We start from the raw sequence: 13,056 nt of genomic DNA on the forward strand, positions 1-13,056 counted from the left end.
ATGAGTTGGTGTTGGGGCCACAGATAGAGGATGAGAGGGGGAATCGGATGAATCAGGATGGGGATGGTGTGAATGGTGAGGATCCAGGGGATCGGTATGTGGCGAGTGTGGAGTTAGGGGAGTCGGGTCCGAGGGTGATCGATGCCCAATTTAGAGGTAGTAATCCGCGTATGTTTGATTCAGTTCGATTGACATTTAGCGAACCAATCAAACCTAGTAGTTTTACAGAAGATGATATTGTTGAATTTACAGGTCCCAATGGGACTATATCTACATCATATACAATAGTCCCAGTGAATGGAAGTAATGATACACAATTTGATATATTATTTGCAAAACAGAATAGACAAGGCACTTATAGGATGACTGTTGGTCCATTCATCGAGGACAGTTTAGGTAATTATATGAATCAAAATGGTGATCATATTAATGGACAAATCCCAGAAGATAGATTTATTTTAGAACAATATCTTGATACTTCAAAAACTAAGAGGTATGATGCTTGGAAAGTTAATCGCCCGATCCGTGATTATCGAGTGACTCGATCGGCGATAACCATTACGGAGGCCATCACGATCAGTGACTTGTCGGTTCGCGTCAATCTGAACCATTCAGCGACTGGTGATCTACGTATCAGACTGATCGGGCCGCAGAATCAATCAGTAGTACTATTCGATCGTCATGGAAAAAATGGCGATAATTTAAGAAATACATGGTTCTCAGATAGTGCTGATATCAGTATATCTCAGGGGAAACCACCTTATAATGGTAATTATAGATCGATTCAATCACTTTCTATGTTCCATAATAGTTTAGCAGCAGGTAAATGGATATTGGAAGTACGCGATACCAAAAGCGGAAATGTTGGTAAGCTATTGTCATGGTCATTGGTTGTCACCGGGACTATGGAAGATGGCGAAGGCGGTGGTATGGGCGGCATGATGTCTGCATTTGACAATTCCGCCTGCGTGTGGCCGGTGTACTATCTGCCGCCCTCAGCATCGAATGGCGATCATAGCGAGGAATGGAATTGGGCAGACCCAATTGAGGTGGGCTAAAGGAACGATGCAACAAGAGTATACTGCACAGACCCCAGCGCATTTGATATACCCATGCGTATGGGGCCTGGCGAAATATACCTGATACTCTGTTTATCAGCCTTCCTAGCAGGTTTGCTCAACTCGATAGCGGGGGGTGGCACTCTACTCACTTTTCCACCACTCGCAGCAATTCTAGATCCAGCTCTCGCGAATGCCACGAGCACCGTGGCACTTTTGCCCGGTTCGTTTGCAGGAGCAATAGGATACCGCCGCGAGCTGGGACAATGCTGGCGCTTTACTCTCAGGATGCTGACTCCATGTGTGATCGGCGGTGGAATTGGAGCTTGGCTAGTCGGTTACGCGCCGAATGTCTTTGCGAATCTTGTACCGTGGCTCATACTCACCGCAGCGGTACTATTTTTGGTGCAAGGTCCTGTGAATCGTTGGATTAAAAAATATACTAAAGATCAAGATAATTCAGATGACATTAATAGAAAATATTATACAAAATATCTCATAGTAATGCTATTTCAATTTTTTGTAGCTTTATATGGTGGTTATTTTGGTGCTGGAATTGGGATACTCATGTTAAGCTCATTAGGATATATGAATATAGGTAATATCCACAACATGAATGCCGTCAAAACATTTCTAGCAGCGGCAATCAATACATCTTCTGTTCTTATATTTGTATGGAATGATATGGTAGTATGGAAATATGCCATACCTATGGCTCTTGCTGCAATTGTAGGAGGATATTGTGGAGCGAGATTTGCCAGGTTGCTCTCTCCACATGTTGTACGCATTATAGTTATAGTTATAGCATTTGTCTTGACAGTCTATTATTTTGCTAAATACTACTTTATCAATATATAGAAAATTCTAAGGACAATAATTAGGATTTTTTCTACAACATACGTTCCGACAACCATGCCAATAATCATACCTAACGACATCGATAAATAGTGGCTAATAACATAGTCGGGTAGGATTTGTAAATATTGTATAACTAATTTCACGCCTAAATACATACCATATACCATGCCAATATTTCCTCCTAACAACATTGCCAATTTGTGTAATCTATTATATAATGGGTAACGAGATAGTAAAAACATGGCAATGTTGGAGAATATTAACATACCTATATACATTCCGGAGAATATATCTAATGAGGAATTATTGGTATGACAACATGAACAATAATGAATACCAGAGTTTACTGCATCATACCACCAGCCCAGTAGCATCCCGAGGTTACCTAAAGTTAGCATTCCGAATATCATATCCAAATAGTGCGGAATTTTTTCCCATTTATACCAGAGATATGAAAATATAGCACCGAAAATAATATAACATGAAACTATCAATATATCGTATATGTTATAATCTATAAGTTGAATTATTATGAGTCCTTGTGCTATAAAAGATATAAAGTATAAGATTGTAATATATGTATATTGTTTATAAGTATATTGAATATCAGATACTCCTATAGGTCGTATACAATGATTACTATGATCAAGATATACAGCAGCTAGAATAAGAGAAATACTTGATATAGTCATCAAAAGGATGGCAACGACTGGATGAAGGTAGCCGCATGCTGCAAGACAGATTCCTATCAAGTTATAGATCAGGGCGCGTAGTAGACTACGACGAATAGCTTGTACTATGACGCAACTGTACGCAATTGCCCAAGGTATAACCCGTAAGTCCTTATTATATAATATAGCATCTGATGCTTGAATAGCTAGATCAACACCACTTGCGACCGCAAATGATACGTCAGCCGCTGCTAGAGCAGCAGTATCATTTATCCCATCTCCTACGTATAACACGCTGTATCCATTTTTCCTGATTTCAGTAACTTTATGTTGTTTATCTAGCGGGAGTAAGCCCGAAAAAACTTGTGTCTCTGGAAGATTAATACGTATATCATTATCACCAGTCATAATTGCAGTCTTAATGTTCATAGATTTCAACTCAGTGAAGGCATCGAATGAATGACTGGCTATTTTCTCCAGAAAAGTAATTACCAGAGATAACTTATAGTTATATAAAATGTAGATGCCTTTCGAATCATACTGCAACTTATGTATTGTTCCAGATTGTGTGCAATCTATTAGTGATTGTATCCACTGGTAAGAACCTATATGCAAACTTACGGGAGTATTTTGCATAATCAATTTCGCTTCTATTCCACATCCAGGAATTTGTTTTGCTTCGAGTATACGTATAGTATTATCACTATATACTTTAGTTATATTAGCAAGTAATTGTGCAATAGGATGTTTTATGCTTTTCTCGATATGGTATATAGCAGATAATATGTGATATTTTAGTTTGTCATTTACATATGATATATAGTGTATTTCGTAATTGTCTAAATTTGTCAAAGTCCCAGTTTTATCAAAGATAACATAATTAATTTTGGCTAATTTTTCTATGATATCGCGTGATCGCGTGACTATTCCATTCTCTGCTAATTTATTAATTGCTAGCCATTGTAGCAAAGGTACTGTGATTCCTAACACACAGGGACATGCTACTAATAAAACACTCATTGAGTGGTAGAAGGCGAAATGCCAGGGATAATTTTCTTTTTGTATCCAATAAATAAATGTTGTTAGTGATATAAATATGATCAAAGGTACGAACCACTTAGATAAATTATCTGATATATGATTCATAAAACTATCTTTTTTGAAAGCATTATTAAGAATATTAATTATATTGTCGATCTGTCTTTGTGTACCTTTCGATGTAGCTTGTACTTTGATGATAGCATCGTAAACTATTTCGCCGGCTACCACGGGTTCGCCAACAGTTCGGGTCACAGGAAATGGTTCGCCGCGCACGTATCCTGCAAATACATATGCGGTGCCATCAACGATTCTCCCGTCGATGGGAATCATTTCACCAGGGCCGACCTGGACGACGTCGTTGACCTCTATCGAGTCCACGGGCACGTCTTCAATAACATTATGGCCCGTAATTTTATGCGCATACCTAATCTGGTTATACCATGTAGATATCTTTCTCATTGCTTTTGACCGTGTTTGTGCAACTATTAAGTTTCCTATATTATATATAATCAATAAAATAGGAATTACCTCGAAGTATATATAACCTTTACCTGTAATATATGATTCAATAGATGCTATAAATGCTCCTATAAGAGTTATGGTAAAGAGAGATTCGATTGTTATTTTTCTTTTATATAAAGAGTCTACGGTATTGATAATTAGTGAATTTCCCAGCAATGCTATTACTACTATAGTTGACAATAGTATTATAGCAATAACGATATTATATACATTTTCGGAAACTTCCTTGTGTAAATTAATGGCTGTGCCAAATATCATGATCTGTGCTGTTATTACTGCAGATATTCCCAAGCGAATCCCGAGTGTAGGTGGGATTGAAGTATCAGATTTTTGACCTGTGCTCGTGGCGGCTTGGTCAAATCGGCGTTGCTCGCCCCAAGTTAGGCATCCATAGCAACAGTAAATGGCAGGCGGTTGTTGAGGCCAAGGGCGACCGTAGAGGGGTGAATGGGCAAATGGGCTACCGCAGTTGTCGCATATATGCATCTTCTATTTCCTAACTTTTTCTTGACATTTTGATATATAGTTACTTTTTATCTTTAGTTGCTGTTGGCGGTGTTGCACCAGGATCGGCATAGTCGGTAGGGATTTGTATTAATTCTTTAACTGTATACGGCTGTGTTCCATTGGTCTTTCTATTGCCGTGTATGGCCCTTGCTGCCTTGATTGTTGCTGCTGTGATTGCGGGGGGTTTATCTTTATCTGCATTGTTATTCCAACTATTTCGTATATATGTAAGTACTGCTGCAATTTCATAATCTTTCAGCACATTTCCTTGTGCTGGCATTAAACCATTATATGTACGGCCTTTTACTGTGATAGGCCCTGTGAGACCGTATAGGAGTATTCGGGCAAGACGGGCAGGGGATGCTTGCTCGCCGACAACCCATTCCGAGCCATCGAGGGGGGGAATACCTTGGGCGAGGTTTCCTTGGCCATGAGGCTGATGGCACGAGGCACAGATCGCGGCGTATTTCTGCTCACCGATTTTGATAAGCTCTGGGACGGTTTGTGGATCGGGATCCGGCACACTGACGGCGCTCCCGCCAGAACTGACTTGCCGGAGGTCACTCCGATCATAAACATCGGGGCGAAAGTCGGCGGAGTTAGTGCCCAGATAGTAGCCGCCCCAAGCCAGCAGAGCGCCAAAGATGGCAGCGACCCAGAACGGCACAGGTTCAAAGCCGTCGCGGGGTTCGGCGTGTTCACGAGCGAGTACGTCGAGCATGCGCTGGATGGTGTCCCGTTCTTCATCCGCTGGCTCGGACATCTCGCTGTCCAGGGAAGGATGAAAATTTCCGGGTTGATTTGATTTGACAATATCATTGTCATCGTGACTATTGTTCATTCTTTGGCCTCCGGCAGGGGGTATTCTGCCTTGCGGAGCGAGAGAAGATAGGCGACCAGGGCCTCCGCTTCTTCGGTAGGCAGGATTTGCCAGTCCTCTTCGGGGGTGGCAAGCCAGAATTCTAACAATTGCTGTTGAGTTTCTGGGGTTGTCCAGTCGGATATTGGCTGTCCGCTTTCTCTGAGGAATCTTGCCTTGATCTGATCCCCCGATTGTTGCAGGATTGCTGCCCATTCATTGGGGCTAGGCCGCCAGCGATAGCCTGGTCGGACAGTCCATTCCCGACCCAAGGGGAGGGCTTTTTCTGACCGGGATCCCACGATGCGTTCCTTTCGGTACATGAACGCGAATGATGGCATAATGCTCCAGCTATTCAATGCACGCGGATTATAGGTGTGAATATGTTGCCAAGTCGCGGAATAACGGCTTCCAATGTTAGCTAGATCAGGTCCAGTTCTCATTGTCCCTAACATCGTTGGACTATCGTAAATATAATCGCGGGGAACGTTACGGCGTGTACCCCACCCCCGGCGGATGTCACCTCCAGTTCTCATGATTCCCGTGGGGTCTTCCCACCAGTTCCCGAAACGTTCGCTGCGGATTTGCTGACTGTGGCAATACATGCAACCGTTCTTCTGGTAGACTTTCATGCCTGTCCAAGCGAGGCCTTGCAAAGGACGAGGGTAAGGCTCCTCTTCCGGACTCGTCTGGAAAGCTGGCTGGTTTTGCAATTGCCAGAAGGGAAAAAGGACCAAACCCAACCAACTCGAAGTGAATGTCAGGAGTACGCCGATAAAGAGTATCATGCCACGATCCATGGTGACAAACCTCTGGCATTTACGGCTGAAGTTGCGTTACAGGAGCATTCATGAGGCTATCGGCTTTGGGTAATTCACTCGGGGTGAGTTGTGGGGGTTGGGCGAAGAGGGTGGGACCTCCGCTGCGTTGCCGTCCCCAGCCGGCAAGATTGATGATGAACAAGATTGCAAAGGCAATGTGGCCGATAGTCATCATGGTTCCAGCAACACTTCTCAAGGCCAAGTATGGTTGTATATACATGATGATATTTGCAAAAGGGACATTGGGGTTATTCAGCATTCTTCCTTGCCACCATCCACCGATAGACAGGGCTGTAAAATATAATGTTATTCCAACTGCGCTGCACCAAAAATGCAAACGGATCAGTTTACTACTATACCATTCTCTTCCAGTCAAGCGCGGGATCATGTAATAGTAGAGTCCGAAGAATATCATGGCCACAAATCCATAAGCACCGAGATGAGCATGGCCGACAGTATAATGTGTAAAATGAGCTACTTCACTAAAGTCTTTGAGCGATTCGATGGAGCCTTGGAAACTCACTGCTGTGTAAGCTATGGCTCCGAAGACGGTAAATCTAAGGGCTGGGCTGTATTTCAAGCGGTGGAAGTGACCAATCATTGTCATGTGATGATTGATAGCGACAGCGATAACGGGAATGAACATCATCATACTGCCGACTGTGCTGGCTGTAGCGAGCCATGCTGGGATAGGACCGCCGATGAGATGATGTATACCGGCCCAGGAGTAGAAGAGTGCCAAAGCCCAGAACCCTGTGATACTGAGATAATAGCTATGAATAGGACGGCCTAAAATTTTGGGTATGATGTAATAGGCGGTGCCGACTCCGATGGGTGTTAGCCATAGACCCAGGAAGTTATGATTAAACCACCAGTTTACAACAGGTTGTATGACTCCTGTTGCTGGTATCCAGAAGATCATCAATGTAGCGACGGTATAAAGCCAGGGGAACCAAAAGACAGCGGCGAGGATGTACCATTGTGTGACGTATACGTGGGCTTCACGGCGTCGGCGGAAGGTGGCGACCACCCATGCCGTGACCAGGCCGACACCGGCGACGAAGAAGGGGTGGGCATAGGTCGGAGCATCGAGCCATTCCACGGATGTACCGTCACCGAGCAGGATGCCGGCGACAGCGAGCGTAGTGGCGACGTTCCACAAGGCACAAGCGAGGTAGAGCATCCGTGGGTAGATCAATTCGACGCGGGCCAGGCGGCACATGAGCCAGAGGCAGGCGGCCATGGCAGCCAGGGAAGACCAGCCCAGAGCGACGGCTTGGAGATGGGCCATCCGCACCCGGCCAAAGGTCCAGATGGCGCTTCCCGTGAGGAAATAGGGACTGTGGAGCTTGAGGGAAGCTAGCAAGGCGAGAAGCGAGCCGACGAGGAGCCAGAAGAGGGCGGTGGCACTAAACGCCAGGACCGGCCCGCGGCAGGATCGATCGATGGTCACGCGTTCCTGGGCGGCCTGGAGGCGCAGATGATCTCGTGCCAGTATAGTGACAGCCATAGGTCATTCCCCTTGGATCGCCTCGTGCTGCGGATCGTGAGCTGGCGTTATGGGACGGTGATCCGGGAAGAAGTCGGTGGGTTCGCCCACTGGCTCATCGGCATCGAAAATGGACAGAGCACCCCGCTGGAAATTGTCGAATTGGCCATTGCGGAAGGCCCAGCTCAGAGCCAGGACAGCAGCGCTCCCGAAACATAGGATGGAGCCAAAGACGGTTAGTAATACGGCAATATCTACAGATTCCATAGCTAATAATTCACCTTATAATATATATGTATTTTCTTCTTTATTCTCATCATTTTTTGTCCTTATCTTTGACTTTAGAGTCCGGCGGTGGAAGAGGCAATGGCTTGGGGAACGGCAGAGTGTCCTTCTCGCTGTGGAGTTGGTTTAGCAGTTTTTCCAAGGCGGCGTCCACGGACATTTGCGTGCCAGTCTCCGGACGGCCTTCCAAGATGGCCTGATTTTTGGCCTTGATTTCGGCCAATTTGCTTGCAGGGTCGAGTGTCTCCTGGTCTTCACTGGTCGAAGGAGCAAGGGCATCGGGGGAGTAGTAGGCCAGGAGCATCAGAGCCACGAAGAGGAAGAGTGTAAGGAGGCTAGCGAGCACGGTCAGGTAGGGGAACTCTGGAGAGCTGCCTCCGTTTGCCTCTTGTTTTTCTGTGATTGTATCACTCATGATTTATACAGCCTCAATCTCTTGTCTATTGCATTTATCACATGTATATATTTTACGGAGTTTCATTGATATAACCGATGGTTTCGGATAAACGGGGGTCCCGGATGGGGATCAAGGGCGCCCGCTGCAAGCCCCAGAGGGCTGTCAGGAGCAGAACCCCGGTGAAGCAGATCCAAGCGGCAGCGTCCATCCAATGGAAATGAATAGTGGCGGGATGGAGGACGGGGAGGATCTGCCAATACAAGTCGCAAGCGTGCATGAGCAGGATCAGGGCGGCGCTAGCGGCTAGCCAACGGGGATTCCGTTTATGAGCGCGGGGCAGAAGCATGAAGAAGGGAACAACAAAGTATAAGATGGGCAAAAGCATGGAGAGGTCGTACCATGAGCCGTTGCGACGGAGCAAATAGAATTGTGTTTCCTCAGGCATATTACCATACCAAATTAGAAAGTACTGTGAAAAGGCAATATAGGCCCAGAAGATGGTGAGGCCGAACATGATTTTCGCGGCGTCGTGCAGATGTTCCATCGTAATTGTTTTCTGCAAATAACCGCAAGCGTGCAAGGTCAGAACGATGAGGACAGCCAGAGAGAGGCTGCCGCGAAAACCTCCCACCCAAAAGTAAACGCCGTAAATGGTGCTGAACCAGGTATATTGCAGGCTCATCAGCCAATCGAAAGCGAAAAATGTGCTGCTCAGACCGAGCAGGACCAGCCCCAGCGGCGCCCATCGCTGCATGCGTAACGTGAGGGCAGCGCCACCGACTCGATCTTGCTCGAAGGACCAATGGCGCATCAGAAGTGAATAAATGATCCATATACTGAAATACAAAATGAATCTCGCAAGGAAAAAGGTGGAATCGAAATAGATCCTTTTGACATGCCAGATGTGTTGTAAATGCTCATCCTCCGGCGGTGTTCCATGAATGAAGGAATACCAGGTATGGAGTTGTCCGCGAAAGATGCCGATGAGCAGGGGCAGGGAGAGCAAGCTCAGGGGAAGGAGAGCGCGGTGGATGTTTTCATAGATGCGCCGCAATCCGACGGACCATCCAGCGTCGCTGACGTGATGGATGAGGTTCCAGAATAACGCGCCCAAGGCGATATCTAAGGCAAAGACATAGCCGAAGAGGTAGGAATGGAAGAACTGGCGGCCGTTGACGAAAGCTCCCAGGAACAGGACGAAGCCAGCGGCGGAAGTGATGATGACCAGGGGGCGGACGATGCCATCAGCCTGGGAGCCTAGCGGAGCGACGGGATCGGGCAAGCCGGGCGGCGCAGTCAGCTCCTGCGGCGACTGGTTGCTTCCGGTTTCCATCACAGGGGTCGTATTCATGGTCTCGTCCGTCAGGCGGTGGCGGCGTGCAATCAGGGTTGGTTGAGCAGGGGGTTGCCGGCGGCGAATTGCAACACCCGCAGGTAAGCGATGATGGCCCAGCGGTCGTGCACGGAGACCTGATGGGCGTATGCGGGCATGTTGCGGACGCCGTGGGTGATTGTGTGGAATAGCTGTCCGTCGGGCTGAGCCTGAATGTCTGGCGTCACCAAATTGGAAGGGGGGACGGACAAGCCGTAAGCACCGACGATGCCGTACGCGGCCTCGGCTACCCCTCCGCGCCCACTGGTCCCGTGGCAAACCGCGCAGTGGATGTCAAACTGCTGGCGGCCGCGTTGAATGAGCGGCGCCCAGCCTCCCGCCCGCTGGATGGCGTATGGCGGGATGTGATTGACATAGTATCCTTCCCCCACGAGTCGTCCGTTCTCCCAACGGGGTCCTTCGGGAACTTGGTTCCCTCCTTCGTTGCGGATAGCTGCTGGATTGGCGATGCCGGTGAAATAGCGGCGGTCGGCTTGTAGAAAATCAGGCAGAGGGTCCTGGTGATAACCGGCGTCCGCGAAATAGTCTGTGCCGTCGTAGGGTACCGTCTCGGCGGGCGGCAGACGGCTGGCACGGCCATCGGGGAAAAACGGACTGCTGCCCTGGGCGGAGTATTTCGGCTGGTACTTCATGTCGAGGAAGAAGTGCCAGGGAGTCGCATCGCTGGTGCGCCCACGCAGTCCGAGAATGCCCACAAGTATGGCGAAGGCGCCGAAGATGGCGGTCAGGAGGTAGAGCCAGCTTAAAAGTGTCGTCCCGCGCTGCCAGGAACTGGCGGCTAACACCAGCGTCACGACGAACAGGATCGCGCCAGTCAGCAAGATGGCGGCCAGGAGAGTGTTCATCAGCAGATTGGCGTCGATGCTGTACATGGCCTACTCCTCTCCCCGGCTCGGCATCCGATGCACTCCGGCAGTCAGGCAAGTCATTCCTGGCATTCGTCTTTCTCCTCCCGGCAGCGTTGTTCAACCGCCGGTGCTGTAGGGATGCCTCGTTCTTACTACCTGTCCTAAGGGCAGATGGTTGTCTGTTCCTGGGGAAGTTCTAACGTTCGATAACAGCCACATGGTGCCCTCCCAGAGATTGCAGGAATTCGCGGGTATGATCGACATCGAATTTCGGGTCCGTCGCTTCGATCGTGAGGAAGAAGCCGTCTTGTGTGACGCGGTGGAAAGTTGGGTGAGCGTCCAGGGGATGGAACAGGCGCGGCAGGCCGCACAACCCGATCAGGGCGAATAGGGTGAAGAAGCCGGCGAAAAGCACCGTCATCTCGAAGAAGACCGGGACGAAGGCCTCCCAGGAGCGGTATTCTTTGCCGCCTACGATGGTGGGGTAGTAGTAGGTCATCAGGTAGAACTGGAGGGAGACAGCGGTGGCGAGTCCAGTCAGGGCGCCGGCCAGGGTGAATAAGGGGAGGCGGCTGCGCTGCCGTCCAATGGCTTCCTTCATGCCGTGGACGTAAAAGGGGGTCCAGGCATCGAGGTGAGTGTAACCATGCTGCCGGGCGGTTTGAGCGGCCTGGAGCAGTTGTTGGGCGTTGGCAAATTCGGCGACAGCGCCCCACGGTTGCCCGCTTCCCTCCGGTGTAGGCAGGAAGGCCGGCACGGGTTCCTCGGCCGGTGGGATCGTGGTTCGCGGTGGAGCAGGGGGGCCGTATCGGGCGGCCAAGGCGTGATCGGCCGTCGGATAGCGCCCTGCCTCATCCCGAAGATACTGCTGGGGAGGACCGAAGCGATAGTGAGGATTGGCCATAGGGAGGACGCTTTTGACTTCTGCCAGCGCAATCATCGGCAGGAAGCGGATGAAAAGCAAGGTCAAGGTGAAGAACAACCCGAAGTCGCCGAGCATCTGGAGCCAATCGACCCAGGTCGGGTAGTAGCGGCCCCAACTGGCGGGCAAAAAGTCATGATGGAGGGATTGCACGATGATGACGAAGCGTTCATACCACATGCCGACGTTGATGCAGGTGACTATCAGGAGGACAAACCAAGGGGTTTGCCGGCACCAGCGGACCCAGAAGAGCTGAGGCAGGAGCAGATTGCAGGAGATCATCACCCAATAAGCCCAGGTGTAATCCCCCGTCCAGGCCCGATTGACAAAGGTTTGCCATTCGTAGGGATTTCCCGAGTACCAGGCGATGAACAATTCCATGCCGTAGGCGTAGCCGACCAGTGAGCCGGTGGCTAACAGGAATTTGCACATGACATCGATGTGCTTGGTGGTGATGAGGTTGTGCAGTTTGTAGGCGGCACGGGCGGGGATAAGGCATTGCAGGACCATGGCAAAGCCGCCAAAGATGGCCCCGGCGACGAAATAGGGGGGAAAGATGGTTGTGTGCCAGCCAGGCAGGATGGAAGTGGCGAAGTCGAAACTGACCACCGAGTGTACGGAGAGCACCAGCGGCGTCGAGAGGCCGGCGAGCATGAGATAGGCGACTTCATAGTGCCGCCAATGCCGGGTACTGCCACGCCAGCCGAGGGAGAGCAGGCCGAAGAGAACTTGCCGCCGCCGGCTTTTCGCTCGGTCCCGCAAGGTCGCTAGATCAGGAATCAAGCCAACGTACCAGAAGATCAAGGAAATGGTGAAATAGGTGCTGACGGCGAACAAGTCCCAGAGCAATGCCGAGCGGAAGTTCTGGAAAATGTGGTTCGCATTGGGCAAGGGGAACATGAACCAGGCATACCAGAATCGCCCGACGTGGATGCCGGGGTACACCGCCGCACAGAGGACGGCGAAGATGGTCATCGCCTCGGAAAACCGATTGATACTGGTGCGCCACTTTTGCCGGAAGAGAAAGAGGATGGCGGAGATCAGCGTTCCCGCGTGGCCAATGCCGATCCAGAAGACGAAATTGGTGATGTCGAAGGCCCAATTGACGGGATTGTTGGAACCCCAGACGCCGACGCCGGTCGAGATCAGGTAGGTGGCCGCGAGCAGGCCGCCGGTCAGAAGTCCCGAGGCGATGAGGAAGGCCGGCCACCACCAGCCGGGCGGAGATTGTTCGGTGATGGAGCTGATCTGATGGGTCAACGTCTCGTAAGTGTCCGGTCCCCAGACGAGAGGAATGCGAGGAAGCGGCTCTGGGAAGGGCGAGGGGTGACCCAGCGCTTCCTGGGTAGGTGTTTCAGTGTGAGTAACGGCGTTGGAACTCATCG

The 13,056-nt window shown here is 49.5% G+C and carries 11 protein-coding genes and 1 pseudogene; 2 read left to right on the forward strand and 10 right to left on the reverse strand.

From position 1 onward, the window contains the following. Both H0921_RS03625 and H0921_RS03630 read left to right on the forward strand, forming a co-directional pair. The coding region (locus H0921_RS03625; RefSeq protein WP_228498977.1) for a proprotein convertase P-domain-containing protein at nucleotides 1–1,058 on the forward strand (1,058 nt) is incomplete at its 5' end. A 60-nt stretch (nucleotides 1,059–1,118) separates the two neighbouring features. Next, nucleotides 1,119–1,916, forward strand: coding sequence for a sulfite exporter TauE/SafE family protein (locus H0921_RS03630; RefSeq protein WP_194537128.1), 798 nt, complete (start codon nucleotides 1,119–1,121; stop codon nucleotides 1,914–1,916). Here H0921_RS03630 and H0921_RS03635 read toward each other — a convergent pair. From H0921_RS03635 to nrfD, 10 genes and pseudogenes are all read right to left on the reverse strand, one after another. Continuing rightward, entirely contained in the window at nucleotides 1,898–4,636 is a 2,739-nt protein-coding gene (locus tag H0921_RS03635) for a heavy metal translocating P-type ATPase (RefSeq protein WP_194536692.1), read from the reverse strand. The two genes, H0921_RS03630 and H0921_RS03635, sit on opposite strands and share 19 nt — an antisense overlap. Nucleotides 4,637–4,676: 40 nt before the next feature. Next, nucleotides 4,677–5,498, reverse strand: a complete 822-nt coding sequence (locus H0921_RS03640; RefSeq protein WP_194536693.1) for a c-type cytochrome — start codon at nucleotides 5,496–5,498, stop codon at nucleotides 4,677–4,679. Then, on the reverse strand, nucleotides 5,495–6,316 hold the full coding sequence (locus tag H0921_RS03645) for a cbb3-type cytochrome c oxidase subunit II (protein ID WP_194536694.1): 822 nt from the start codon (nucleotides 6,314–6,316) through the stop codon (nucleotides 5,495–5,497). The genes H0921_RS03640 and H0921_RS03645 overlap by 4 nt, the downstream gene beginning before the upstream one ends. 19 nt (nucleotides 6,317–6,335) lie before the next feature. Then, entirely contained in the window at nucleotides 6,336–7,847 is a 1,512-nt protein-coding gene (locus H0921_RS03650; protein WP_194536695.1) for a cbb3-type cytochrome c oxidase subunit I, read from the reverse strand. 3 nt (nucleotides 7,848–7,850) lie between these two features. Then, nucleotides 7,851–8,093: a cbb3-type cytochrome oxidase assembly protein CcoS gene (gene ccoS / locus H0921_RS03655; RefSeq protein ID WP_194536696.1), complete on the reverse strand. Its 243-nt coding sequence runs from the start codon at nucleotides 8,091–8,093 to the stop codon at nucleotides 7,851–7,853. A 49-nt stretch (nucleotides 8,094–8,142) separates the two neighbouring features. Next, on the reverse strand, nucleotides 8,143–8,526 hold the full coding sequence (locus tag H0921_RS03660; protein ID WP_194536697.1) for a hypothetical protein: 384 nt from the start codon (nucleotides 8,524–8,526) through the stop codon (nucleotides 8,143–8,145). A 52-nt stretch (nucleotides 8,527–8,578) separates the two neighbouring features. Continuing rightward, nucleotides 8,579–9,859 (reverse strand): hypothetical protein, encoded by a 1,281-nt coding sequence (locus tag H0921_RS03665; RefSeq protein ID WP_194536698.1) that lies wholly within the window; start codon nucleotides 9,857–9,859, stop codon nucleotides 8,579–8,581. Between the two features lie 32 nt (nucleotides 9,860–9,891). Continuing rightward, nucleotides 9,892–10,773 carry a c-type cytochrome gene (locus H0921_RS03670; RefSeq protein WP_194536699.1) on the reverse strand — a complete coding sequence of 294 codons (882 nt, stop codon included), beginning with the start codon at nucleotides 10,771–10,773 and terminating at the stop codon, nucleotides 9,892–9,894. Between the two features lie 172 nt (nucleotides 10,774–10,945). Continuing rightward, nucleotides 10,946–11,653 carry a DUF3341 domain-containing protein gene (locus tag H0921_RS18465; protein WP_390622541.1) on the reverse strand — a complete coding sequence of 236 codons (708 nt, stop codon included), beginning with the start codon at nucleotides 11,651–11,653 and terminating at the stop codon, nucleotides 10,946–10,948. Beyond that, nucleotides 11,639–13,054 (reverse strand): annotated as a pseudogene (gene nrfD / locus H0921_RS03675) (NrfD/PsrC family molybdoenzyme membrane anchor subunit); the annotation flags it as partial. The pseudogene nrfD and the gene H0921_RS18465, both read right to left, overlap by 15 nt. Between the last annotated feature and the right edge of the window lie 2 nt (nucleotides 13,055–13,056).

The sequence above is a fragment of the Thermogemmata fonticola genome (assembly GCF_013694095.1).
In the GTDB taxonomy this organism is placed as follows: domain Bacteria; phylum Planctomycetota; class Planctomycetia; order Gemmatales; family Gemmataceae; genus Thermogemmata; species Thermogemmata fonticola.

Excerpts from the sequence above, each read along its gene's own strand:
- H0921_RS03635 (WP_194536692.1), bottom strand. The coding sequence starts at position 4,636 with ATGCATATATGCGACAACTGCGGTAGCCCATTTGCCCATTCACCCCTC.
- H0921_RS03650 (WP_194536695.1), bottom strand. The coding sequence starts at position 7,847 with ATGGCTGTCACTATACTGGCACGAGATCATCTGCGCCTCCAGGCCGCC.
- ccoS (WP_194536696.1), bottom strand. The coding sequence starts at position 8,093 with ATGGAATCTGTAGATATTGCCGTATTACTAACCGTCTTTGGCTCCATC.
- H0921_RS03665 (WP_194536698.1), bottom strand. The coding sequence starts at position 9,859 with ATGAATACGACCCCTGTGATGGAAACCGGAAGCAACCAGTCGCCGCAG.
- H0921_RS03630 (WP_194537128.1), top strand. The coding sequence starts at position 1,119 with ATGGGGCCTGGCGAAATATACCTGATACTCTGTTTATCAGCCTTCCTA.
- H0921_RS03645 (WP_194536694.1), bottom strand. The coding sequence starts at position 6,316 with ATGGATCGTGGCATGATACTCTTTATCGGCGTACTCCTGACATTCACT.
- H0921_RS03660 (WP_194536697.1), bottom strand. The coding sequence starts at position 8,526 with ATGAGTGATACAATCACAGAAAAACAAGAGGCAAACGGAGGCAGCTCT.
- H0921_RS18465 (WP_390622541.1), bottom strand. The coding sequence starts at position 11,653 with ATGGCCAATCCTCACTATCGCTTCGGTCCTCCCCAGCAGTATCTTCGG.
- H0921_RS03640 (WP_194536693.1), bottom strand. The coding sequence starts at position 5,498 with ATGAACAATAGTCACGATGACAATGATATTGTCAAATCAAATCAACCC.
- H0921_RS03670 (WP_194536699.1), bottom strand. The coding sequence starts at position 10,773 with ATGTACAGCATCGACGCCAATCTGCTGATGAACACTCTCCTGGCCGCC.